This window comes from Sphingomonas dokdonensis (genome assembly GCF_002197685.1).
Classification (GTDB): domain Bacteria; phylum Pseudomonadota; class Alphaproteobacteria; order Sphingomonadales; family Sphingomonadaceae; genus Sphingomonas; species Sphingomonas dokdonensis.
Window position 1 is genome coordinate 13,694 of sequence record NZ_NBBI01000001.1, and the last position, 24,827, is coordinate 38,520.

The window sequence follows — 24,827 nt, forward strand, 5'->3', positions numbered from 1 at the left end:
CTGGTTCCGGAGCCCGGCAGCGGGGCTGCGAGACCGATTGTGGGTCTGCTCAGACCTCCGTGCGTTCGGCCAATTCCAGAGCATCCTCTACGTCCACGCCCAAGTACCGCACAGTGCTGTCGATCTTGGCATGGCCAAGGAGGATCTGAACGGCGCGAAGATTGCCGGTGGCCTTGTAGATGATCGACGTTTTCGTGCGCCGAAGCGAGTGCGTTCCGTATTCCTGAGGCGGCAGGCCAATGCCGACTACCCTTTCGTGTAGATGCCCTGGTCGACGTCGATCGCCAGCGCCTCACGCATGAACGCCACGGTCAGTGCCCGCAACCGGCGACCTTCGAACGGGCGTCGGAGACGAAGTTCATCGACCACATCTCGTTGGCCGCCGCAGCCGCAGGCTTCCGGTTGCGGTTGGCAGCGCTGACGTTGCACCAGGGGTTCTTGAGCCGAAGGCTCAGTTTATCATCCCAATCGCCATTGCTCGTCGGCGGCGTTAAACGAGCTTGTCACGCTGGCGGGCCAGTTTGCGGCAAAGAGTCAAGCTGCCGAGCGGTCAGTTGGCGAATACCGCTGCTCGGTCAGCGCCAGCCGCCACCCAGCGCGCGAAAGACGTCGATCTGGGCGCGCGTGATCTGCGCATCGGCCAGCGCGAGCGCCGCCTCCGCGTCGGCAAAGGTGCGCTCGGCATCGAGTTGCGACAGGCTGTCGATCTGCCCCTCGCGCCGCTGCGCGCGGGTGATGCGCGCGGCGCGCTCCGCGGCACTGCGCGCTTCCGCGAGCGCGCTGCGCCGTGCGATCGCCTGCTGATAGGCCGACAGGGCGGTTTCGGTTTCCTCCAGCGCGGTAAGGACGGTGCCGTCGAACGTGGCGAGCGCGGCCTGCGTGTCGGCCTCTGCCCCGGCGATGCGGGCGCGGGCGCGGCCCTGGTTGACGTGCCAGCTCAGCAGCGGGCCGAGCAGCCAGTTGAGCGGCCCGGCGCCGAACAGATTGCCCAGCCCCGTGCTGGTCTGCCCGATCGATCCGCCTAGGGTGATGCGCGGGTAGAGGTCAGCGGTGGCGACCCCGATCCGCGCGGTGGCGGCGGCGAGCCGGCGCTCGGCCGCATGCACGTCGGGCCGGCGCGCGAGCAGGGCGGCGCCGTCGCCGACGGGGATCGGCTGATCGAGGCGCAGCGTCTGCGTGCGCTGCGCGGCGATCGGCGGCAGGTCCTGCGGCGTGCGCCCGGTCAGCGTCGCGAGGCGGAACAAGGCGGCCTGCCGCTCCGCCGCGAGCGTCGGCACGTCGGCGCGGCGCTGGTCACGCAGCGCGGCGATACGCGTCGCGTCGAGCGGCGTGGTCATGCCGACGTCGACGCGCCGTTCGGTGACGCGCAGCGACTGGTCGAGCAGCGCCACGATGCGCTCGGCAACCGCGATCCGCTCGGCCGCGGCGGCGGCGTCGGCATAGGCGCGGGTGGTTGCCGCGACGACCGAGACGCGCACCGCATCCGCGTCCGCCGCCGCCGCGCCGACGTCGCCGCGCGCGGCGTCGACGTTGCGGGCGATGCGGCCGAACAGGTCGACCTCATAGGAAACGTCCAGCCCGCCATCGATCAGCCAGCTTTCGCTGTCGATGCCCGGCAGCCGCTGCACCTGCGAGAAGCGGTTGTAGGTCGCGCCGGCCCCAAGCGTCGCCTGCGGGGTACGATCGTTGCGGACTTCCCTGAGGCTCGCGCGGGCGCGCTGGAGCCGCGCAACGGCGACGCGCACGTCGGTGTTGGCGGCAAGCGCGTCGGCGATCAGGCCGTCGAGCACCGGATCCTGGTAAAGGCGCCACCAATCGTCGGCGGGGGCGCTCGTGGTGACGGCGGTGCCGGCCGAGACGAACGGTGCCGCTGCGGACACAGGCGTGGCAGGCCGGGCGTAATCGGGGCCGCTCGCACAGGCGGCGAGCGCAAGCGCGGAGGTGGCGGTCGCCAGCCTTGCCAGCCAGCGGGACGGGGTGCGGGTGAACATCGGGATGCTCCTTATTCGGCGGGCAGCAGGGCGGGATCAGCGGCACGGCGCGCACGCCGCTGTCCGACCCGCTCCGCCAGCGCGCGGCAGACGACATAGAAAGTGGGGGTGAAGATCAGCCCGAAGCCGGTGACGCCGATCATCCCGAAGAACACCGCGGTGCCCAGCGCCTGGCGCAGCTCCGCCCCTGCCCCACTGGCGATCAGCAGCGGCACCGCGCCGAGGATGAAGGCGAAGCTGGTCATCAGGATCGGGCGCAACCGATCCTGCGCCGCGCGCACCGCCGCCTCGACCGGCGACAGGCCGTCCTGCTCCTCCGCCTGCTTGGCAAACTCGACCACCAGGATCGCGTTCTTGGCGGCAAGTGCGATCAGCACGACCAGCCCGATCTGCGTCAGCACGTTGTTGTCCATGCCGCGCAGGTTCACGCCGATCATCGCCGCGAGCAGGCACATCGGCACGATCAGGATGATCGACAGCGGCAGGAACAGGCTTTCGTACTGCGCCGCGAGCACCAGGAAGACGAACACCACCGCCAGCGCGAAGACGATCCCTGCCGTGCTGCCCGCCGCCTTTTCCTGAAAGGCGATGCCGGTCCATTCGGTGCCATAGCCCTTGGGCAAGGTCTCGGCGGCGATCTTCTCCATCGCCACCAGCGACGCGCCCGAGGAGTAGCCCGGCGCGGTTTCGCCATCCACCTCGACCGCGGGGAACAGGTTGTAGCGCGTGACGCGATACGGCCCGGTGCGGTCCTGGAAGGTGGACACCGATCCGATCGGCACCATCGCCCCGCTGTTCGATCGCGTCTTGAGGTTCGCGATGTCCGCCGGAGTCGAGCGGTGCGCCGCGTCGGCCTGTGCGGTGACGCGATAGGTGCGGCCGAGCAGGTTGAAGTCGTTCACGAACGCGCTGCCGAGATAGACCTGGAGCGCCTCGAACACCCGCTCGGGCGGCACGCCCAGCATGTCGGCCTTGGCACGATCGATGTCGGCAAAGATGCGCGGCGTGGCGGTGTCGAAGAAGGTGAAGACCTGCGCCAGCCCTTCCGTCTGGTTTGCCTTGGCGAGCAGCTTGCCGGTTTCCTCGCCCAGCTTGCGATAATCGCCGCCCTCGCGATCCTGCACGATCATGCGATAGCCGCCGGCCGAGCCGATACCCTGGATGAGCGGCGGCGGGATGACGAGGATGCGCGCTTCGTCGATGTCGGCGGTGGCGCCGCGCACCTTGTCCATGATGCCGGCAAAGGTGACGCCAAGCTCGGCGCGCTCCTCGAACGACTTGAGCGGCACGTAGGCAGCAGCGGTGTTGGGCGCGAGCGTCTGCGACGGGCCGTCGAACCCTGCAAGCATCACCACGCCCTTCACCCCGGCGAGCGGCAGGATGCGCTTGGCGACCTTTTGCACCACCGCGTCGGTGCGCTCGACCGAGGCGCCGGCGGGCAGCTGCACCACCGTCAAGAAATAGCCCTGGTCCTGCGCGGGAATGAACCCGGTCGGCGTTGCCCAGAACACCGCGCCCGTTGCGGCGATGAGACCGGCATAGGTCAGCATCATGCGCTTGGGCCGCCGGACGAGCTTGTCGGTGAGGCGGGCGTAGCGCTCGCTCATCCGCTCGAACCCGCGGTTGAACCAATCGCCGGCGCGGGTCAGCGCCTGCGTGACGCGGTTGCCCCGCGCCTCCGCCTCATGCCCTTTGAGCAGGATCGCGGCGAGCGCCGGCGACAGCGTCAGCGACACGATCAGCGAGATGATCGTCGCGGTCGCGATGGTCACCGCGAACTGCTGGTAGAAGGCGCCCGACATGCCGGTGAGGAAGAGCGTCGGCACGAACACCGCGCACAGCACCAGCACGATTGCGACCAGCGCGCCCGACACTTCGTCCATCGACGTGCGCGCGGCCTCCAGCGGCGTGAGCCCGTTGGCGAGGTTGCGCTCGACATTCTCGACCACCACGATCGCGTCGTCGACGACGATGCCGATCGCCAGCACCAGCCCGAACAGCGACAAGGTGTTGAGCGAATAGCCGAACGCCGCCAGCACCGCGAACGTGCCGACCAGCGACACCGGGATCGCCACGATCGGGATGATCGCCGCACGCCACTTCTGGAGGAACACCAGGATGACGAGCACGACGAGGATCATCGCCTCGAACAGGGTATGGATCACCGCATCCACCGATTGCGCGATGAATTCGGTCGGGTTGTAGATGACGCGATACGCCAGCCCCTTCGGGAAGGACTTGGACATGGTCTCCATCTCGGCCGTCACCTTTTCGGCGGCGGCGAGCGCGTTGGTGCCCGGACGCTGGAACACCGCGGCGATGACGGTCGGCTGGCCCGACAGGTAAGTGTTGGAATTATAGTCCTGCGCGCCGAGCTCAACGCGGGCGACGTCGCGCACGCGCACCTGGTGCCCGTCCGCATCGGTGCGCACGATCACGTCGCCGAACTGCTTGGGATCGACAAGCCGGCCCTGCGTCTCGACGTTGAGCTGAAAGGCGTGGCCCTGGCTGTACGGCGGCTGGCCCAATGTGCCCGCGGCGACCTGCACGTTTTGTGCGCGCAGCGCCGAAACGATGTCGCCCGCGGTCAGGTTCAGCGCGGCGGCGCGACCCGGATCGATCCACACGCGCATGGCATAATCGCGGCTGCCGAACAGCCGCACGTCGCCGACCCCGTCGATGCGGGCGAGCCGGTCGCGGGCCTGGGTGAGCGCGTAATTGGAGATGTAGCCGCGATCGAGCGAGTTGTCGGGCGAGATCAGGTTCACGACCATCAGGAAGTCGGGCGACGTCTTGCGCGTGACGACGCCCAGCCGCTGCACCTCGGTCGGCAGCCGCGGCACGGCGACCGCGACGCGGTTCTGCACCAGCACCTGCGCGGCATCGAGATCGGTGCCGATCTTGAAGGTGACGGTGATGGTGACGACGCCGTCGCCGGTCGACTGGCTCGACTGGTACAGCATGTTGTCGACGCCGTTGATCTCCTGCTCGATCGGCGCGGCGACCGTTTCCGCGACCGTCTCGGCCGAGGCGCCGGGATAGGTGGCGGTGACGGTGACGGTGGGCGGCACGATGTCGGGATATTGCGCGACCGGCAGGCCCCAATAGGCGATGCCGCCGACGATGGTGATGATCACCGCGATCACCGCGGCAAAGATCGGGCGGGTGATGAAGAAGCGCGACAGGCGCATGGCATGCTCCCCGGAAACGAGGATGGATGGGATCGGCCGAAGCCGGAACTAAGCTGCTGATCCGTTCGTCCCGAGCGAAGTCGAGGGACATGCCGCGAACGGCACGCAACGTCTCTCGACCTCGCTCGACACGAACGGGAGGAAGGGATTTATCTGGCCGCGAAGGTCGCCTGGCCGGCCATCGCGACTCCGCCGGCACCGGGCGGCGGCGCCTCGTGCACCGGCGCGATCCGCCCGGCGCGCACGTTCACCTTGGTGCCCGGCATCGCCATCTGCGTGCCGCTGATCACCACGCGGTCGCCCGCCGCCAGCCCGCTGCGCACCACGCGCAGCCCGTCGACCACCGGGCCGAGCTCGATCGCCTTCACCGCCACCGTGCCGTCGCGCGCGACGGTCAGCAGCGTCTTGCGCGCCTGATCGGTCTGCACCGCGGCATCGGGCACCAGCAGCGCCGAGACCGTCCCGCCGCTCGACAGCCGCATGTTGCCGAACATGCCCGGCGTCAGGAACATGTCCGCGTTGCGCAGCACCGCGCGCCCGCGGATCGTGCCCGATCGCGGGTCGAGGCCGTTATCGGTGAAGTCCAGCCGGCCGGTCCAGCGATACGCGCCCTCGTCCTGCAGCTTGATCTCGACCGGCGACGCGGCGGCGCCGGCGGCCTGCGCGCGCTTCGTCTTCAGGAACAGCGCTTCCGATCCGTCAAAGGTGAAATAGATCGGATCCAGCGCGTTGATCGTGGTCAGCAGGGTGCCGCTGGTATCGCCGCCCGCGACGAGGTTCCCGGCATCGATCCGCCGGTCCGAGACGCGGCCACCGATCGGCGCGCGCACCTGCGTGAATTCTACGTCGAGCGCCCGCGCACGCACCCGCGCCTGCGCGGCGGCCAGCGCCGCATTGGCCGCGCGCATGCGGGCGCCCAATTGGTCCAGGTCGCTTTTCGATACCGCCTCGTCGGCGACGAGCCGGTTGGCGCGGTCGAGGTTCGCGCGGGCCAGTGCCACGTCGCTTTGCGCGGTGGCGAGCCCGGCGCGTGCCTCGGCCAGCGCCGCGGTGAACGGGCGCGGATCGACCGTGAAGAGCAGCTGCCCCTTGTTTACGATCGCACCGTCGGTGAAGTGAACTGCCGTTATCGCGCCGGAGACGCGCGGGCGCACCTCCACCGACTTGCTCGCCTCAAACCGGCCGACGTAATCGTCCCATTCGGTGATCGAGCGGACCAGCGGCGCCGAGACGGTGACGGTGGGCGGCGGCGGGGCGGCGATCGCCGGCTGTTCGCGGTTGAGCAGCGCGGCGGCGCCTAGTGCGACCAGCACCGGCGCGGCAACCAGTGCGCCGGCACGCCATTTGGGGCGCTTGCGCGCCGCCACGAGCGGCTCGGCCGCCGCCTCGAACTTATAATGCATGTTCATGCACGCTGAGCCTTGTTGATCGTCGCCGCACGAATGCTGGCGCGCAGGGTTTGATAGTGAGCGTTGGTGAAGCCGGCCGCGAGAAAGGCCGCGATCTCCTGCGCGGGCACCGCGACCAGGTCATGCCAGGACAACACCGCGAGTCGCCGAAGCGCTTCCAGCTTCGGATCGGCCAGCCGGGGGTTCGGCGTTCGACCGAAAAGATTACCGAGCGCCATCGACAGGCGACCGGGTTCACGAAGCGTCGCCAGCGTGTCGCGGCGCGCGAGTACGACAACCGCCCACTCCAGTGCGGACAGGCGAGCGTCCGTCGCGCGATCGGTCATGGCGGACTGCTGGACGGCACCGTTTTCGTCGAATGCGAGATAGGCCATGAAATTCCCCTTTTCAGACGCGGACGCAGGCCACCCTCCGGCGACCCGGATCAGCGACAAGAGCGCGCAGGAGCGATCGACGCCGCGCGCCAACGCGGCCGACCATCACAGGATTGACATTGCAGGAACGCCGCGCGGATTACGTCCCGCGGGTTGCGCCGAAAGAACAAGGAAGCATAACAGCGCCCCATGGATCAGAGCACCAAAGCGGCGCTCGTTCGATACCATACGGTATAGAAATCGTGCTGCGCTGCGTCAACCGCCTATTTGTACCAGGCGGTATTTTTATGTGCGTGACTGCGACTAGCTCCCCTCTTCTGAGTGGTCCATCGACTATGACAGTCTGTGCCAAGGAAGGGACTCCGAATGCATGCCAAGAAGCACAAGCCCGAAGAGATCATCGGGAAGCTGCACGAAGTTTAGATCGTGCGAGGCCAGGGCGGCACGACCGCCGAGGCATGCCGGCAGATCGCAGTTAGCGAGCAGACCTATTATCGGTGGCACAAGGAATATGGCGGCCTGAAGACCGATCAGGCTCGGCGGATGAAGGATCTGGAGAGGGAGAACGCCCGGCTGCGCCGCCCAATCTCGGACCTGACGCTGGACAAGCTCATCCTGCAGGATGCGGCCAAGGAGAACTTCTGAGCCTCGCACGGCGTCGGCGATGCATCGACCAAGTGCGGGAGGTGCTGGATGTATTCGAGCGGCGAATATGCCGCGTGCTCGGGCAGCACCGGTCGACGCAGCGCAAAGTGCCGACCGGGGCAGATGACGAGCTAGCGCTCGCCGAGGATGTCATCGCCCTTGCCAGACAGTACGGGCGCTACGGCTATCGTCGGGTGACGGTGCTGCTGCATACGGCGGGTTGGTCGGTGAGCCATAAGCGGGTGGAACGGATCTAGCGACGCGAGGTGCTGAACGGCGAGATCTTCTACAGCGTCGCTGAAGCCAAGGTGCTGATCGAGGCGTGGCGGCGTCACTACAACACTGTCCGACCGCACAGCAGCCTCGGCTACCGACCACCGGCCCCGGAAGCGGCGACACCGCCATCGCCAGCCCTCCAGTTCCGCTTCGCTCCACCTGCGACCGGCAACAGCGGCGGGGACCATAATGCACTAACAATCAGCCCGGACCACCCAGTGGGGGCTGCTCAGGTTTGCCGAGAAACCCGGTGCACGACTGGCACGGTTGATCCATGCGGGGCGCAGGAACGACACTCCCCACCTCATCTAGTTGATCCGACCCGCATCGTACCAAGACGCCACTCTCGGCAAACAAGCACAATGCGGTGCATCAAGACGTAGTTTGGGACACGTGCAAAAAGCGTCGAGCCAACACAACCTCTACTATTGCTCTGAAGGCCGCCGACGCAGTTGGTTCTGTCCTGAATCGTTAAGCCGGAAACGGGTTCCGCAGCGGTCAAATCCTGTCCCCGCAACCAACGTTACAGAACAGCCCCTGTCGCCACCGCGACGGGGCTGTTCTTGTTGGCGGCATATGCAATGAGGTCGGCGGTCCTCGCGACCACCTCCGCCTCGGGCCCGCGTTCACCCGCCGGGTAGATCGTCACGCTCTCCCACCGTGCCGATGACCATTCTCAGACGCGCCGCCGACGATGGTCGGGGCTCTCCCGTTTCTCCGTCTTCACCGATGGCTTCGGGAAAACGCGATGGGGAACAGATTATGGGACAGCAAACACCGCAGGCGTCTGCCCGCGCAGTGGGCGGAGCAGCATCCCTATCATGGCTTCATTCATGTGAAATGATACGGCTTAGATCGATCGCGCAGTGATGTACGAGCGAATACGTTACAAAATGGATCGAATTTGGTACCTCGCGGTGGCCGTCGATCCGGAGAAACGTCGGTGCCTTATGGCCGCGCTCTCCAGATTGGTGAGGGCAGCGCCGTGGTCGACAACAACGCTTTGCATCCTGAGCCGGCAACGAACCAGGACGATCGGCTCGCCGCCCTCAGGCGGCATAGCATATTAGATACAGCCCCGGATGGCAGGTTCGACCGTATCATCGCGCTGGTTCAGAGCATCTGCCAGGTGCCGATTGCGCTCGTCAGTCTAGTGGACGTCGATCGACAATGGTTCAAGGCTAAAGGCGGCGTTACGGTGGATCAGACGGCGCTCGACACGTCCGTCTGCGCGCTTGCCATTCAGCAACTCGGTGTCTTCCAGATTGAGGATCTGGCCGCCGACCCGCGCACCGCTGACATGTCGCTGGTGACCGGCTCGCCGCTCATCCGCTTCTACGCCGGCGCGCCATTGGTGACGGGCGATGGCCATGCGCTCGGCAGCCTGTGCGCGATCGATACCGCGCCGCGACCGAACGGGCTGACCGAGGTACAGGCCGACGCACTGACGATGTTGGCCGAACAGGTTGTCGAGCTGATCGAAGCGCGGCAGGCGATCGCCGAGCGCGATCAGGCGCTGGCGGTGGATGAAGCGCAACTTCGCCGGCAGGAGGCGGACGAGCGTCATCAGGCGATCGTCGACTCGGCGATCGACAATGCAATCATTGCGATGGACGTCGACGGTATCGTGACGAGCTGGAGCAAGGGCGCCGAGTATATTTTTGGTTGGACATCCGAAGAGATGATCGGCTGTCCGGCCGACCGGTTCTTCACGCCCGAGGATCGTGCTGCCGGCATCCCCGACCGGGAATTTTCGGTCGCGCGGGCGGAAGGGCGTGCGTCCGACGAACGGTGGCACCTGCGCAAGGATGGCAGCCGCTTCTATGCGCATGGGGCAATGACCTTGCTGAAGGGCGCACGTGCGCTTGGCTACGTCAAAGCGGTGCGAGACATCACAGCCGAGCATCAGACCAAGACCGAGTTGGGGATCGCGCTCGACCGCGCCCGTGTCATGACCGAGGCGGCCCGGCTCGGCACGTTCGACTTTGATCCTCAAACCGGCGAGCTGACATGGGACGAGACGACCCGCGCGCTCTTCGGCCTCTCGCCCCACGCGCCGGTGTCCTATGAAGAAGCGTTCCTGAAGGGTGTGCACCCAGACGATCGGGCTGGCGCGGATGCGGCGGTCGAGGCATCGAACGATCCGAAGGGCGACGGGCGGTTCGAGGCGGACTACCGCACGATCGGCATTGAGGACGGCAAGCTGCGTTACCTAGCAGCGCGCGGACAGACCTATTTTCAGGCGGGCAAGCCGGTGCGTCTCGCCGGTGCTGTTCAGGATGTGACGCAGGCACGAACTGCCGAGCTTCGACTACGCGAGATCGAACAGCGGCTGCGCTATGCGAACCGAGCGACCAACGACCCGATCTGGGACTGGGATCTCGTTCGCGACCACGTGACCTGGAACGAAGCGATTGAACAGCGGTTCGGCCATGCGCTTGAAAATATCGAGCCTACTGGCGAGTGGTGGCTGGATCACATCCATCCCGATGATCGAGCGCGCATCAACGCCAGCATCCATGCCGTAATCGATGGCAACCATACCGACTGGACCGACGAGTATCGCTTCCGGCGCGCTGACGACAGCTACGCCGATGTTCGTGACCGTGGGTACGTCCTGCGCGACGAGGACGGCAACCCGATCCGGATGATCGGCGCCATGCTGGACCAAAGCGATCGTATGACGATCGAGCGAAAGCTGCGCAATGAAGCGACAGACCTTGCCGGACAGGTTCGGGCAGGGGCCGCCGAGATCGAGCGCATGTGGACGACGTCCCCAGACCTGCTGGTCATCATATCGGCAGACGGCACCTACCGCCGCGTCAACCCCGCATGGACGTCGCTGCTGGGTTATGCCGAGCAGGAGACGATCGGTCTGGCGGCAACCGACCTAGCGCACCCCGACGATCTTGGACCCACGCAGGCTGCGCTGAAGGTGGCGCAGAACGGCAGGCTCCCGCTGTTTACTAACCGCATTCGGCACCAGGACGGGTCGTATCGGTGGGTGTCGTGGGTCGCCGCGTTGAACGACGGGGAAGTCTTTGCAATCGGCCGAGACGTCACCGCCGCTCGCGATAGAGAGGAGACGCTGCGCCAAACCGAGGATGCCCTGCGGCAGTCGCAGAAGGTCGAAGCGGTCGGCCAGCTCACTGGCGGCGTGGCCCATGACTTCAACAACCTGCTAACGGTCATTCGAGGGTCAGTCGACCTGCTGCGCCGGCCGAACCTCAGCGATGAGCGGCGCACACGCTATATCGACGCCATCTCCGATACCGCAGATCGTGCTACCAAGCTTACCGGACAACTCCTCGCCTTCGCACGCCGGCAGACGCTGCAACCGCAGGTGATCGACGTCGGGCGGAACATTGATGCGTTGAAGGAGATGCTGCGCACTCTCACTGGCTCGCGCGTCACGGCACACTACGATCTGCCTGAAACGCCTGCACTCGTGCTGGCAGATCCGAGCCAGTTCGACACAGCGATCGTGAACATGGCGGTCAATGCGCGCGACGCGATGAATGGTGAAGGCGAACTAGTAATCGCAGTGCGGCTTACGAATGGCATTCCGGCGATCCGCAAGCACGCACCGATAGAGCGACCTCAGGTCGCCATCTCGATTGCCGATACAGGCAGCGGGATCGCGGCCGACCAGATCGAGAAGATCTTCGAGCCTTTCTTCACGACGAAAGGGGTCGGGCACGGAACGGGTCTGGGCCTCAGCCAGGTATTCGGATTTGCAAAACAGTCGCTTGGCGACGTGGCGGTTCAAAGTGAGGAAGGCATCGGGACGACTTTCACGCTCTACCTGCCCGTTACGACGGCCGAGGAGCGTCAGGTATCGGTGTCGCAGACGCCGATGCAGTCCTTGGCTGAAGGATCCTGCATCCTCGTGGTCGAGGACAACAAGGAAGTCGGTGAGTTTGCGACCCAGGCTCTGGCCGAGCTCGGCTATGGTTCGCATTGGGTGGCCGACGCGGATGCTGCCTTGGGTGAGTTGAAGGCATCGCCCAACCGTTACGATGCCATGTTCACCGACGTTGTCATGCCGGGACGGTCGGGGATCGAACTGGCGGAGGAGGTGGCCGTGCTTCATCCCGACCTGCCGATTGTCCTCACCAGCGGCTACAGCCATGTGCTGGCGCAGGAAGGAACTCGCGGGTTCGAGTTGCTGCGTAAGCCCTACTCGATCGAGGAATTGGCAACCGTGCTGGCGCGGGCGACGACCGCAGAAAATTGAGGAAGGCGATCGGGCGCGCTTGCTGAGCCTGTTATGCCCGAAACACCATCGTTTTTTGGACAGCTGGCGACCGCCTTCGGTCAGGCTGATGACAAGCTGACGGCCAAGCTCACCACTGCGCTTCCCCCGTGCGCCTCGCCCGATACGATCCATTTCGATTATTCCAGCTTCTTCGACGATTTCGGGCTGATCGGCTACCGACGGCAGCAGCCCGCCCGGATCGCTGCGCCCGTCGAGCGAATGGCGCATGCACATGGGCGTCTATACCAGCCGCGCCGACGCGCAGGCGATCGTTCATTGCCACGCCCGCCGCGCCACGATCCTCGCCTGCGCCGGACGCGAGCTTCCCTCGATGCACTACATGGTCGCGGTAGGCGGGGGCGCGAGCATCCCGCTTGCGCCCTGTGGCACCTTCGGCAGCGACGAACAGGCGCGCGGCGTAGTCGACACGCTTGACGGCCGTCGCGCCTGCCTGATGGCAAATCACGGCCTCATCGCGCTCGGCAGCGACCTGAGCACCGCGCTCGCGATCACCGATGAGATCGAGCAACAGGCGGCGGTCTATCGGGGGCACGCTCGCGATCGGTAGCCCGACGCTGCTTAGCGCGGCCGAGATGCAGCGTATCCTCGCCGCCTTTGCCGGCAGCGCTGACCCATTAATAGGGTAAGGACCCTTTGATGTGAGCGTCTCGATCTGATCCAGGCTTCTTGAGGAGACCGGAATGAGCGACCTGTTTCCGCTGACGGACGAGGAGGTAGAGCGCCGGCGGCCGTTCTTTCCCAGGAGCCACGGCAAGCCTCGGGTTGATGACCGGCGGGTGCTGAGCGGCATCGTCTTCGTCAATCGCAGTGGGCTGCGCTGGCGCGACGCACCCAGCGCCTATGACCCCCAAAAGACGCTCTACAATCGTTGGAAGCACCGGGGCGAGCGCGGCGTGTTCGCCCGGATGATGGAGGGTTTGGCTTCGGCGAATGCCGAGGCGAAGACCCTCTTGATAGACGCCACTTACCTGATGGCGCACCGCACGGCATCGAGCCTGCGGGTTAAAAGGGGGATCTCGGACGCTCAATCGACCGCACCAAAGGTGGCACGAACACGAAGCTCCATGCCCTCTTCAATGCGAAAGGCATCCAACCTTGCATCCCGGGACGCAGATCCCGCAACGAGCCGGTCAAGTACGACAAGCGCCGCTACCGGCGCCGCAGTCGCATCGAGATCATGTTCGGGCGACCGGCAGCCCGCCGCCGCGTCGCCACTCGGTACGACCGCTGCCCCAGCGTCACCTTCTCCGCCATCGCCCTCGCTGCCACCGTCATCTTGGCTGTGATCAACGAGTCCTGACCCTAGTAGATCACCGAAGGGGCACTTTGGGCGGATAATTCTTGAACGTCGCCAGATGCGCGTTGATCGCGTTCTTCAGCACGGGGATCTGCGGCTGCTTGAGCGGCGCCAGCGCATGCTCCTCCTTTGGGTCGATGTAGAGGTCGAACATTTTGCCGCCGTAAATCGGAGAGGTGAAGGAAGCCGAGAACGGGCTTGATCGCGGCCAGCTGTCGTCGCTCTCAGTTGATTGGTCGCGAACGAGATATTTAAACTCGCCAACACGCGCCCCCATGAAGACGTTGGTCGCCCAATAATATTCAACCCGACGTGCCGTCTGACCTTCCGGCGCAAGCAAGAACCCGGTCTGGTCGATGCTGTCGATATACCGATCGGTAGGGATCAAATCGGCGCGCCCGGCAAGCGACAAGCTGGTGGCGAATACATCCATGAGATCGAAGAGCCCGTCCGACACCCGACCGGGAGCGATCATGCCCGGCCACGATACGATCATGGGCGTGCGCACGCCGCCCTCGTAAATCGACCCCTTGGCAGAACGGAACGGCGTCGTACCCATATCCGGGAATGTTTCCGCCATGGGCCCGTTGTCCGACGCGATCATGATGATCGTGTTTTCGAGCTGGTCCGACTGTTTCAGCGCCTCGACCACTTGACCGACGCGATGGTCAAGTTCGACGATCGTGTCTTTGTAGGGATAGCGTCCCGGCGACTTTCCAGCGAATTGCGGATGCGGATAATTGTCGAAATGTGCACCTCGCGTTGCAAAATAAAGGAAAAACGGATTTTTCTCGTTCTTTCGGGAGGCAATGAATTTGGTCGCGTGATCCGTTAGCTTCTCGTCAACGTACCTGACTGAGTCGAGGTCAATCGGGAATGCAAGCGTTGCTGTAATCCCTGGGGTTCCAGAAACGATGCCCATGATTTCTCCATCCGCCGCCCAAGCGCGGCGATCGGGATCGTTCACAAGATCGGGATTGCGCCACTGCTCGCGCCAGGCGGTATAATCGTCAGATGATGTCAGGATGCCGTAGTATTGATCGAAACCGACGTTTTGGGGCTGCGAAGACGGCGCGCCTCCCAGGTGCCACTTGCCGACCGCTTGCGTGGTGTATCCCGCTTGTTTGAGTAGCTGTGCCAAGGTGGTCTCGCCATTCAGGCCCGCCGCCTCGTTATTCTCGCCTGGTAGATACGGTTTCAACAAGCCCGTGCGCACTGGCAACCGCCCCGTCAGGATCGAGGCACGGGTTGGCGTACACGAAGGCTGCGAATAGGCAGATGTGAGTCGCAGGCCAGTGGCGGCGAGCCGATCAAGATTGGGGGTCGGACTTCCCACAGCGACCCCGCCACCAAATGCGCCCATGTCACCCCAGCCCACGTCGTCCATCAGGATCATGACGATGTTCGGCGCGTGGCCAAAGCGCGCCTTGGCACTATTCAGCGCGGCGGCGGCGGCGGCGCGATCCTTTGGATGATCAATGATCGGCTCTCTGTTAGGCGCCACGCGCTTGGTAGCGGCAAGAAAGCCGTCCACCGGCCTGTCCTGCGCAGATGCGCCCACGGCGCCTACGGCGAGCGCCAAAGCCGAGATACCCGCTGCAAGCCTTCTCATCGCGCACTCCCCGTTCTGTTTGGGCCACGCTACCCGCAGGAGCAGACGAACACGATGTTATCAGAGCTATTCACCTGGGCTATTGCCGTCGCTTCAAGAAGATCGACTAACCCTCGCTGCCGATCTTTCCCGATGTCTGCTGATCTAGCGGCGCATCGATTAGCTTGTTTCTGCTGCAGATAAGGCATTGTCGATGATTCAACTGGATGGCGGAACGTTCCTGATGGGGTCCGCGCGCTTCTATCCTGAAGAGGCGCCGGTGCGCCGCGTGCGGGTTGATCCCTTTGCCATCGATGAGACGCCGGTAACCAACGCCGACTTCGAGAAGTTCATCAACGAAACCGGCTATGTAACCGTTGCCGAAATTGCCCCAGATCCTGCCAACTTTCCGGGCATGGACAAGAGCATGGCTGTACCCGGATCACTGGTGTTTGAAAAACCTAGTGGACCTGTCGACTTGGGCGATCCTTCGCAATGGTGGCGTTTTCGTCCGGGTGCGAGCTGGCACCAGCCGCTAGGCGCCGGAAGCACGATCCACGGCTTGAACGATCATCCGGTAGTTCACGTCGCCTTTCAAGATGCACAGGCTTATGCCGCTTGGGCGGGCAAGTCGCTGCCCAGCGAAGCGGAGTGGGAGTTTGCGGCGCGAGGGGGGCTGGCGGCTGCCGATTACGCCTGGGGAGACGATCTCGCCCCCGATGGCGTCATGATGGCTAATTACTGGCAGGGGCTGTTTCCGTTCGCCAATCAGCTACTCGACGGGTTCGAGCGAACATCCCCCGTGCGCAGCTTTCCGCCCAATGGCTTCGGGCTCTACGATCTGATCGGCAACGTATGGGAGTGGACCGACGATTGGTACGCTCCTCGTCACCAGCTATCCGGTCGCAAGCGATCGACAAACTGTTGTTCGTTTCCTAACCCGCGCGGGGGTCGCCGCAATGAAAGCTTCGGCGATGATGTTGGCGCGCGCATTCCGCGCAAGGTGTTAAAAGGTGGATCACACCTGTGTGCGGCGAATTATTGCCAGCGCTACCGCCCGGCAGCGCGTCATCCGCAAGCAATTGATACAAGCACAAGCCACATCGGGTTTCGCTGCATACGACGGTACAATACCTGAGCCGACGGCAAGGGGGCAGGCGGCGAGTACCTGTGGAGACCGCGCCTATATCGCTTGCGTGAGCAGCGTACGGCATGCGGCCGCGACCTGCCAGGTCAGCGCCGCATCTACGGTCTGCTTGAGGTCTTCCCGAGTATGATGAAAGCGGTGGGCGCCAAGCAGGCCGACGGTGCGCGTGTAACCGGCGGCGATAATCGTGCCGGTCTCACCGATGCCCGCCCCCTCGATCTTCAGCGGGCTTTCCAAGCCGGGCAGCCCTGCAAAGGCAGCTTTGGCTTTTCTTGTCATGGCCGCTGTGGCCACGCACAGGCGCTGCGGATCAGCGGAAGGCAGAGGGCGAAGCGTTCCGCCAAACTCCTGCCAGTCACGCGCGGCAACTGCGGCACCAAGGTGAAGCCATAAGGGAACGGCGTCGGGCCGGGGAGCAACGCGCTCGACCAGCGCTTCGGACCCGGCATTCTCATATTCGTGGCCGCTATTGCAGGTGAAGAACAGGTTTACGCCTTTCAGCGCACCTGGCGCCCAGCGCATCAGGTCAAGCCAGACGGCGATCCCCGGCGCGCGTTCGCCACCACAAGTGAACCAGCCCGATCTTGGTGTCGAGACGACAATCGTCCGTGCCGCTCCACGATCGAGCCGCCCAAGCACGTTAAAGGCGGGGCGTCTTCCGCTCTCGCCGTCAAGCGTCAGCGTTGCGGGTCGATCGACGGCGGCAAGGAAGTACGGTGCGTCATCAGGTGCTAGGCAGGCGGTAGGAATGGGGAAAAGCGGCTTGTCCGCCGGCGCGTTGAGGGCGACTGCCTTGCCGGTCGGCCCATTGGTGATGAGGATCGCCGCGACGGCGCCATCGCCTGCCACCTTGGCAACGGTTTCGCGCACTGCCGGAGCTGTTGCGGTAGACCAACGCTGGTGTGGAAGGTCGACCAACGCAACCGCACCGCGTGGCACGGTTTGCGTTATGCGCGGATCAACGCGAACCAGGGTGCCGGTCACGCCCTGCGGCCCGGTCGGTACGACGACCGCTTGAGGAATGACTTGGCTTGTTCTGCCGCCCTGCGCCAGCGTCGCGGTACGCGGCTCGAAAAAGGGTGCGTCGAAGTGCAGGCGTGACACGGCAAAGCCGACCTGTCGCAGCTCATCGGCGATCCACTCACCGCTCGCGATATCGCCGGCACCACCAGATGCCTTGGAGCCGAAGTCGATGTAGCGGTTCAGATCGGCAGCGATGTCAGGTGGCGCGGCGCGGGCAAGCAGCGCGACTGGCGTCGCTGCGGCGGCAGTCAGGGCAGAACGTCGTGTAATCACGGTTGCACGCCCTTTCCGTAGGTGGCGCGATCAACGACCTGCTGCAAGGTTGGCGTATCCATATGCTGTGCGAAATAGCCGGCCAGTGCCTCTGAGACTGCTTCCGGCTGCTCAGGCAGAATCGCATGACTGGCATGGCTGAGCGTGATCAGTGTGAGCTTGTCACCGATGTCGCGTTTCAGCGCAGCGGCGTTTGCAGCCGGTGCGATCGGATCCTCGTCTGCCTGGATGAGCAGTGTCGGGACACCACCACCCTTCCACCAGCGTTCGGCAGGGGTGTGGCGAACGGCAAAGCTTTGTTGCTGAAGTATGTGGGGATACCAGCCTGCCAGCCAACGACTGGGATCGCTGCCCTTTGCAAAGAAAGCGAGTTGAAGGGCCGCAAGGCGCGCAGCATCTGGCGTTTTGCCCATCGCCACCGAATCTGAAAGCGCAGCGGAAATGTCCGGCGTCAGAGGCACTTCACCTCCGCCAGCAAGCAACCCGAGGCGATGAACCATCTGAGAGTGCGCGGTAGCGAAAGCACGTGCGACGCGATTGCCAAAGGCGTGGCCGACAAGGTCGACCCTCCCGCGGCAGAGCTTGTTGATGACCGCGGCAACGTCCTCTGCAAGATCAAAGAGATCTTTGGGCGCCGGTCCGCTCGAACCGTTGATCCCGCGCGGCTCTGGCAGAATGGTCATGAAGCCGCGGCTTGCAAGACGGCCTGCCACTTCATCGAAATCGGCGCTGCCACGCGCCAACGAGGGCAGCATGACCAAGGGGCGGCCGGCCCCAACCGTTCGAACGCTGATTACAACACCGCGTCCCGCATCGACCGTGGCGCCCCGGGGTGCGGCCGTACAGCCGGCTTGTGCGTGGGCGGCAGGTGCGATGCACATTGCCAAGACCGCCAACATGATCCGCATGATCTTCCCCTGACGTCATCTGTCGGATGGAATAGCGGAACGATGCGGATCCCGCTTCCCGACGAAAGTTCGGCGCAGTGATGCCGCGCGGCTATAGCGATGCGCGCGCCAAATCGGCGACCTCGCGCACCAGCGGCAGAGTCCACAAGCCCTTTGTTGTCAGCATCCAGCATTCATATGGCCAGTGTTCCGCAAACGGCAGCTCCACCAACGTGCCCGCCGCAAGTGCGGCATCAAAGGCCATGCGCGGCCCACGTGCGATCGTGTCGGTCGTTGCACAATGCTCGCATATAAGCGCCAGGTCGTTGGTGATCAGCGCCAGCATGCGTCGACGCTCCTCTTCAGTCAGAGGCGACACCCACTGCATAAATCGCGGGCTCTCTATCGGTGCCGCAACGGCATAGGACCGTATATCGTCGGGCGTCACCAGTCCGCGCCCGGCCAATGGATGATCGGGGCGAGCCAGTAAGACGACTCGTGACTCCAATACCTTCACCCGGATCAGATCGGGGAAAGGTTCAGCATTTTCACGCATCGTGAAAGCGATGTCGTGGCGCCCGTCATGCACACCACGCGCCGCCTCCGTGCCGTCGATCCGGCGAATGAGGGTCTGCAGATTCGGAAAGCGGACCGCGAGCTGTCGAAGCACCTGCGGCAACGGCTTGATAATCGTCGCCGACCCGACAGCGATCGTGAGCTGCCCCATTTCGCCGCGAGCACGCTGGCGTATCTCACGTTCGAGCGCGGCGATGTCACGCAACAATGGCTCGGCGCGCTTCGCAATGAAAGTGCCATGGGGTGTGGCGCGTGCGCCGTCCGCCGCACGTTCAAAGAGTGCGACGCCCAATTCGTTTTCCAGCCGCGCGATGCTCTTGCTCAGGGTCGGCTGTGACACGCCAAGTACACGAGCGGCGCCGTTGAAGCCTCCAGCCGTGATGATGGCTACGATCTGTTCGAGGTGTCGAAGCTGCATTCGACGGTCATAGGCTGCTGCGCGACCGATGACGAGCAGCATTATAGCTTGTGGCTATTACCTCGATGCGTTGCAAGCCTCGCCCTTTTTACGGACATAAAGGCGCCGACCGTCGGAAAAAAATAAATGGGCAGGAGAGGTCCGGATGAAAACAATACGCGCTGCAATTCTCGCGGCAGCAAGCAATGTGGCGCTGTCCACAGCGGTCTTTGCGCAGGAAATGCCTGTAGCAGCGCAGCCTGGCGTTGAAGCGATCGCCGCGACACCCACGCCCGAAGATACCGGTGAGATCATCGTAACCGCTCAGCGTCGCAGCGAAAGTGCGCAGCGCGTGCCGATCTCTCTAACCGCGCTGCCGGCAGAAAGCCTGGTAAAGGCGAACATCACGTCAGTGCAAGACATCGGTCGCGTCGCGCCAAGCTTCAATGCATTCCGGTCTGGGCAGCTAGCCAATACGCGTTTGTCGGTCCGCGGTATCGGATCTCCGGGGAATTCCGCAATTGAGCCGAGTGTCGGCGCCTATGTCGACGGCGTGTACATTGCGCGGCCGGGTCCGCTGCTCGCCGGGCTCAATGACGTGGCCAGCGTGGAGGTGTTGCGCGGGCCTCAGGGAACGCTGTTCGGCCGTAACGCGTCGGTTGGCGCCGTTAACATCCGCACTGCCGAGCCGACACGGGATTTTGAAGGTTCTGCCTTTGGTGAGATCGGCAACTACGGCCGGGTTCGTACGATCGGCATGGTAAATCTGCCTGCTTCAGACAGTTTGGCGTTCCGGGTGTCAGCGCTGTACGATCGCTTTCTTGGCTATGGCCATAATCTGGATACAGGCAAACGCTTCGGGCGCAACGATACCTTTTCGCTTCGCGGCTCAATGAAGGCTGAGATCACTCCGACGCTCACCTGGTTGCTGCGCGGCGACTATCAGAAGCAGGACGGCGACGGTGTGGCGGTGGGAACGGTCGATGCCGCCACCGTAACGCCGACGTTTGCGGCTAATTTCAATCAACGTCTGAACGGCTTGGTGCCGCGTTTAGATGCTACCTACAGCTATGGGGTACGCCAACTCACCACTGGCGATCTCGATGACCGACAATGGGGAGGGGCCAGCGACCTTGCGCTGGATGTCGGCGCTTCGACGTTGCGGCTGATCAGCGGCTACCGCGAATGGAAGAATGCTCAGAGCGAAGACGACATCACCTTCACGCCGGCCGCTCTTTTCGGGCGCAGCGCCAATTACCTGAGCCGGTCGCATTCGCAAGAGCTGCAGTTCCTCACGCCCGCGGAAAACCGGCTCAGCGCTGTGTTCGGCGTCTATTACTTTCGGGAACGCTACGACATCGACACTGACTTCAATCTCGCACCGGGCTGGTGCGATATCTTCGTTCGCAATACCGCGCCAGCACGGCTTGCCGCTTGTCGGGCCGGACCACAGCAACAGGCGGCCACAACGCAATTTCACCAGATCACCAAAAGTTATGCGGCATTCGGGCAGGGCACATTCAAGGTGACGCCCGACTGGGATATCACCGGGGGGCTGCGCTATTCCCACGATGACAAGACAGGTACGCTGCTGGCTGTCCGAGCGAACCCAAGTTATACAGGAACAGTACCAGATAACGCGAACGATTTGGCGTTCTCGGGCGGAAAATTGACCTATCGGATAAATACAACCTACCGGCCCGCGCGCGACATAATGCTTTATGCCACTGTTTCCACGGGGTATAAATCCGGGGGTTTTGACACCGGTACGGGTAGCGTACTTGGCAATAATCGTGTGTTTGAACCGGAAACGGTGACCAATTACGAGATAGGCGCCAAGACCCAGTTCGCCAACCGCAAGGTGACAGTGAACGCCACGCTGTTCCGTATGGACATCGAAGACTTCCAGCTTCGCAGCTACAATGGTACCTTCTATCTGGTGCGTAACGCTGGTTCTATTCGGCAGCAGGGCGTAGAATTTGACCTTGCCGTCCGTCCTGCGCGCGGACTAGCCCTGACCTTCTCAGGTACCCGGTTGGCATCGGAATACACCAGTTTTCAGAATGCGCCGCCTCGTCCCGGTCGGTCCGGGCCGCAGGATCTAACGGGCTATCGTGTTCCGTACTCGCCCAAGTGGCAGGGCACCGGGGCGATCGACTACACCGGAGAACTGGGTGGGGGCTATAACTTCAACATCAACGGCCATGTGGGCTTCACCAGCGACGTGGACGTGGGCATCGCAGGTGACGGCAACCCTGACGGGCGTCAGCCTGGCTACGCCCTGCTCGGCACGCGCCTGTCGCTGGCCGGACCTGACAACCGTTGGGAAGCGGCGCTTTCGGCGGAGAATCTGACGGACAAGGGGTATTGCGTCACCAAGTTCGGGCAGGTGCAAGCGGGAGCGCTTGGTCTTGTGTCCGACGGATCATCAGTGCTCCGCTGCGTTCTTGGCGAACCTCGCACGATCCGTGGGTCTATCAAGGTTAACTTCTGACGACGAGTTGGCAGGTGTGGTCAGGGTGTTGCAGTGAAGCAGCACTCAGACAGGTATCCTTCTGATTAAGTACTATGAAGATGTTTTCACGAATGTCATAAATCGTCATGGATAATTGCCCGTGAACAGCTGCGTTTTGCAGGCAAAATGAGATTATGTGAAAATAGCACTCTTGTCGTGAGGGTGGGTGCGGATAGTTGCTATCCGCGGCCAACCAGCGGCACCCGCTAGCGCCGATAAACGAAGCCGAAGGCGCCGTCGGCGAGCTTCTCGTAATCTATTGGAACACCGTCCACATAGATGGTGTATAGGGCAGGGGGCGGACGCTGCACTCGTCCCTTGAGTCCGCACGCTTCCCAGTTCGATACTGAAATGTAGGCGCGGGCCTCTCTGGGGGACGTTGCTCGCGGCGCAGACGCTTGGCGTGCCGTGCGTCGTATCGATTTAGGGCGGGGACGGACGTTGGGTCGGCTCGTGCTGCGACACGCACCGGCTCGCGATGGAGCGCGTCCTCGACCATGCCGGCGCGCTGCTGATCGGGGGGGCAGGAGTTTCGCGGGCGAAGCGCATGAGCGGCTGGGCACGCCGCTGGACCGTTTCACGATCGTGCCCGGGGCGGTCGATACCGAGCGGTTTACGCCGGGGGCCGCGCATCGCGACGGGCCGGTCTGCCTATTCTACCATGGCCGTGTGGATCGCCGCAAAGGCGTGCTCGACCTGCTGCACGCCCTGCCTATGGTGGCGGGTGCGTGGCATTGCACGATTTCGGGCATCGACCCCGATGTGGACGAGGTGCAGGTGATCGCGGCGGATCTGGAGCTCGACGATCGCGTCACCTTCACCGGCTATGCCGATTACGACGCGGTGCCGGAATTGTACCGCGCGCACCACGTGTTCGTGTCACCAAACTATGCCGAGGGTTTCTCGAACATGATCCCGGAGGCGATGGCGAGCGGGCAGGCGGTGCTGTCGTTCCGCTCGGTCGGCGTCGCCAACTGTATCCGCGACGATGAGAACGGCGTGCTGGTGGAGCCGGGCGACGTGCCGGCGATCGCTGCGGCGTTACGCGGGTTGAAGATCGTCTCTACCGATTTTGACCGCCGCCTGGAGGCAGGACGGGGCAGGACGTCGACTAATCGGCAAAGGGTGATCTCGCGCGATGTAAGATAACCCTTCGACAGTACGCTGCACGACATTCGTCTGATGTGCCGAGTTTCTAAACGTAATCCAGAAAATGCAGAATTTTCGACATGGCGGTCAGTGTCAGCCCGATGGTTTGCTCCAACGGCAGTTGCTCGTCGCCAGAGCGGTGAACAAGCCCTTGAGCCTCCAGAATATCGATCCAGCGAAGGCTGTGCGATGGTGGAACCAACCCTGCTTCGCTCGCCAGCTGTACCGTCATCTCGGCCGCACGCTCATGATTGATGAACAGTTGCAGCAGGATGTCCCAAGCCGGCTCTTCCAGAACGATCGGCGTGCCATCGAAAACCTGCGCTCGTCGACGTCGTTGTGAATCGATGGCGATTGCCTTGTCGAGGTAGCTGGGCGCTTCCGCCGACGCGCCGTCACCGCGCATCAGTCGCACGGCACTCATCGCCGACCTGCCACGACCAGTCCGCTTCGGGTCCTCGCTTGACGTGGCGCCAGGTGCCGATCGCGAGGATGGCCAGCGTCAAATAGGCCAGTTCGCCCGCCAAGCGCGCATAGACGCTCGGCAGCACGGACGCATCGTATGCCCTGACACCGTGGACGCCGACCGTCAGTAGCTGCACCGCGGCGAAATAAATGGGCCAGAACCGATCGGCGAACAACGCCACGCCGACGAGACCAGCCAGCATTACGGCATCGATTACCAGCAACGGTGCCACGACGCCGCGCCACGTGTGAGGCGGGATCAGACTGGTTGCGATAACCGCAAGACAGATCAGCGCAGCGACGATCCGCTCCGGGCTGCCGCCCCGCCGAACGGCGAACAGGCACGTCGGGATGGCGGCAACGAGGAAGATGAGCGATCTTACGATCCAGATGGCGGTCGCGGTGGCAGTCATCAGCCGGTTTGCTCACATGGCTGCTCGCGGTTCGCCTTCGAAAAGCGCCACGGGCGGCTTGGCGGTATCGCTGTACATACTCGGATCGATATGAAACGCCTCGGCGACCTTGTCCAAGAGGCGATGCCCCGCGACTGCATGCCCCCGCGCAGTCGTAATGGCCAGTTGGGCCTCAGCGACGGCCTGAAACACCTTGTGCCCGACAACGGCGGATACCTCGTGCGAGACACGCGCTTCGACCAGCGCCTGAGCCAACTCGCCGCCGGCCGAGAAAGCCTGGTCGAGCAGGTCTTCGAAGCGGCGCAACTGGTCTGCCACGGCGAGCACAGCCAGCGTGCGACGCTCATCGGACAAGCTCGTTGATGAGGTGAACGCCGGACGCGAGGGCGCCGAAGCCGATTGCGCCGATTGCCGCGATGACGAAGATCCAGAGCAATCGGGCGAGTGGGTGAAGGTCATTATGGGCTCCTGTTCGAAACGGAAGCCATCGACGCCAAGGTTCGCTCGGGGTCGAGGTTCCGTCGGCCAGCCCGACATCAGAAACGGTGGCGCGATCCACCCGCGCCGGGTCACCCCCCATCAAATCAGGGGGGCTCACGCCGAAGCAGAGGCGGGCGGCGTGGCGGCGATCGCGCGCACCCAGGCGGGTCACCGCTTCGGCGATGTACCCGTCGACGGTGTTCTTGGAGATGCCGAGCTGAAGCGCGATTTCTTTGGAAGAAAGCTGCTGCCAGACCATGCGCAAACATTCGCGCTGTTGTGGGCTAAGCGATTCGAGGAGCCGTTCGTCCATGACGAAGGCTTAACCTAACCTCCGCCTCGCCACCTTATCGTTTGTAACCTCCCACGCGCGAGTATCGGCCGGCCGCGGTCCACTATCTTATGCCAACCTCTTGGTTGATTGTGACAGCCGCTGCAGCGCCTCTGAA

17 protein-coding genes and 4 pseudogenes are annotated in these 24,827 nt (G+C 63.8%); 7 read left to right on the forward strand and 14 right to left on the reverse strand.

The genetic code is table 11. The features are described 5' to 3' along the window. Window positions 1–49 precede the first annotated feature (49 nt). From SPDO_RS00070 to SPDO_RS00095, 6 genes and pseudogenes are all read right to left on the reverse strand, one after another. A pseudogene (locus tag SPDO_RS00070) lies at window positions 50–274 on the reverse strand (tyrosine-type recombinase/integrase); the annotation flags it as partial. Further along, a pseudogene (locus SPDO_RS00075) lies at window positions 262–464 on the reverse strand (IS3 family transposase); the annotation flags it as partial. The pseudogenes SPDO_RS00070 and SPDO_RS00075, both read right to left, overlap by 13 nt. 111 nt (window positions 465–575) lie before the next feature. Continuing rightward, window positions 576–1,991 (reverse strand): efflux transporter outer membrane subunit, encoded by a 1,416-nt coding sequence (locus SPDO_RS00080; RefSeq protein WP_088365453.1) that lies wholly within the window; start codon window positions 1,989–1,991, stop codon window positions 576–578. Between the two features lie 11 nt (window positions 1,992–2,002). Next, the gene (locus SPDO_RS00085) at window positions 2,003–5,182 is read right to left on the reverse strand and encodes an efflux RND transporter permease subunit (RefSeq protein ID WP_088365454.1); all 3,180 of its coding nucleotides are present in this window, start codon (window positions 5,180–5,182) and stop codon (window positions 2,003–2,005) included. Between the two features lie 149 nt (window positions 5,183–5,331). Continuing rightward, the gene (locus SPDO_RS00090) at window positions 5,332–6,591 is read right to left on the reverse strand and encodes an efflux RND transporter periplasmic adaptor subunit (RefSeq protein ID WP_088365455.1); all 1,260 of its coding nucleotides are present in this window, start codon (window positions 6,589–6,591) and stop codon (window positions 5,332–5,334) included. Next, a complete protein-coding gene (locus SPDO_RS00095) occupies window positions 6,588–6,965 on the reverse strand; it encodes a hypothetical protein (RefSeq protein ID WP_143559546.1) in 378 nt (125 codons plus the stop codon). The genes SPDO_RS00090 and SPDO_RS00095 overlap by 4 nt, the downstream gene beginning before the upstream one ends. A gap of 423 nt (window positions 6,966–7,388) precedes the next feature. Between SPDO_RS00095 and SPDO_RS00100 the strand changes: the two are divergent. From SPDO_RS00100 to SPDO_RS00115, 4 genes and pseudogenes are all read left to right on the forward strand, one after another. Then, a pseudogene (locus SPDO_RS00100) lies at window positions 7,389–8,084 on the forward strand (integrase core domain-containing protein). A 787-nt stretch (window positions 8,085–8,871) separates the two neighbouring features. Further along, the gene (locus SPDO_RS00105; protein WP_158212125.1) at window positions 8,872–12,123 is read left to right on the forward strand and encodes a PAS domain-containing protein; all 3,252 of its coding nucleotides are present in this window, start codon (window positions 8,872–8,874) and stop codon (window positions 12,121–12,123) included. Between the two features lie 247 nt (window positions 12,124–12,370). Further along, a complete protein-coding gene (locus tag SPDO_RS00110) occupies window positions 12,371–12,712 on the forward strand; it encodes a class II aldolase/adducin family protein (protein WP_211279964.1) in 342 nt (113 codons plus the stop codon). A 133-nt stretch (window positions 12,713–12,845) separates the two neighbouring features. Beyond that, window positions 12,846–13,465: pseudogene (locus SPDO_RS00115) on the forward strand (transposase). Between the two features lie 10 nt (window positions 13,466–13,475). On the opposite strand, the gene SPDO_RS00120 reads toward SPDO_RS00115, so the two are convergent. After that, window positions 13,476–15,074: a sulfatase-like hydrolase/transferase gene (locus SPDO_RS00120; protein ID WP_088365458.1), complete on the reverse strand. Its 1,599-nt coding sequence runs from the start codon at window positions 15,072–15,074 to the stop codon at window positions 13,476–13,478. A gap of 193 nt (window positions 15,075–15,267) precedes the next feature. Between SPDO_RS00120 and SPDO_RS00125 the strand changes: the two genes are divergently transcribed. Further along, on the forward strand, window positions 15,268–16,191 hold the full coding sequence (locus SPDO_RS00125) for a formylglycine-generating enzyme family protein (RefSeq protein WP_088365459.1): 924 nt from the start codon (window positions 15,268–15,270) through the stop codon (window positions 16,189–16,191). A gap of 45 nt (window positions 16,192–16,236) precedes the next feature. Here SPDO_RS00125 and SPDO_RS00130 read toward each other — a convergent pair whose 3' ends face one another. The 3 genes from SPDO_RS00130 to SPDO_RS00140 form a co-directional block, all read right to left on the reverse strand. Then, window positions 16,237–17,496, reverse strand: a complete 1,260-nt coding sequence (locus tag SPDO_RS00130; RefSeq protein ID WP_088365460.1) for a protease-associated domain-containing protein — start codon at window positions 17,494–17,496, stop codon at window positions 16,237–16,239. Next, on the reverse strand, window positions 17,493–18,404 hold the full coding sequence (locus SPDO_RS00135) for an alpha/beta fold hydrolase (RefSeq protein ID WP_088365461.1): 912 nt from the start codon (window positions 18,402–18,404) through the stop codon (window positions 17,493–17,495). The genes SPDO_RS00130 and SPDO_RS00135 overlap by 4 nt, the downstream gene beginning before the upstream one ends. 91 nt (window positions 18,405–18,495) lie before the next feature. Further along, window positions 18,496–19,419, reverse strand: coding sequence for a LysR family transcriptional regulator (locus SPDO_RS00140; protein ID WP_088365462.1), 924 nt, complete (start codon window positions 19,417–19,419; stop codon window positions 18,496–18,498). A gap of 103 nt (window positions 19,420–19,522) precedes the next feature. On the opposite strand from SPDO_RS00140, the gene SPDO_RS00145 reads away from it, so the two are divergent. Together SPDO_RS00145 and SPDO_RS00150 are read left to right on the forward strand one after the other, a co-directional pair. Then, window positions 19,523–21,850 (forward strand): TonB-dependent receptor, encoded by a 2,328-nt coding sequence (locus tag SPDO_RS00145; RefSeq protein WP_088365463.1) that lies wholly within the window; start codon window positions 19,523–19,525, stop codon window positions 21,848–21,850. A 606-nt stretch (window positions 21,851–22,456) separates the two neighbouring features. Continuing rightward, complete coding sequence (locus tag SPDO_RS00150) at window positions 22,457–23,020, forward strand: glycosyltransferase family 4 protein (protein WP_211279965.1); 564 nt, start codon at window positions 22,457–22,459, stop codon at window positions 23,018–23,020. A gap of 46 nt (window positions 23,021–23,066) precedes the next feature. Here the strand turns inward: SPDO_RS00150 and SPDO_RS00155 are convergent, their stop codons facing one another. From SPDO_RS00155 to SPDO_RS00170, 4 genes are read right to left on the reverse strand one after another with little or no spacing between them, the layout of a single operon-like run. Further along, a complete protein-coding gene (locus tag SPDO_RS00155; RefSeq protein WP_143559548.1) occupies window positions 23,067–23,435 on the reverse strand; it encodes a hypothetical protein in 369 nt (122 codons plus the stop codon). After that, on the reverse strand, window positions 23,416–23,898 hold the full coding sequence (locus SPDO_RS00160) for a hypothetical protein (RefSeq protein ID WP_088365465.1): 483 nt from the start codon (window positions 23,896–23,898) through the stop codon (window positions 23,416–23,418). Before SPDO_RS00160 ends, SPDO_RS00155 begins: the two co-directional genes overlap by 20 nt. A gap of 12 nt (window positions 23,899–23,910) precedes the next feature. Then, entirely contained in the window at window positions 23,911–24,252 is a 342-nt protein-coding gene (locus SPDO_RS00165) for a hypothetical protein (protein WP_088365466.1), read from the reverse strand. Next, window positions 24,242–24,691, reverse strand: coding sequence for a helix-turn-helix domain-containing protein (locus tag SPDO_RS00170; RefSeq protein WP_088365467.1), 450 nt, complete (start codon window positions 24,689–24,691; stop codon window positions 24,242–24,244). The genes SPDO_RS00165 and SPDO_RS00170 overlap by 11 nt, the downstream gene beginning before the upstream one ends. Between the last annotated feature and the right edge of the window lie 136 nt (window positions 24,692–24,827).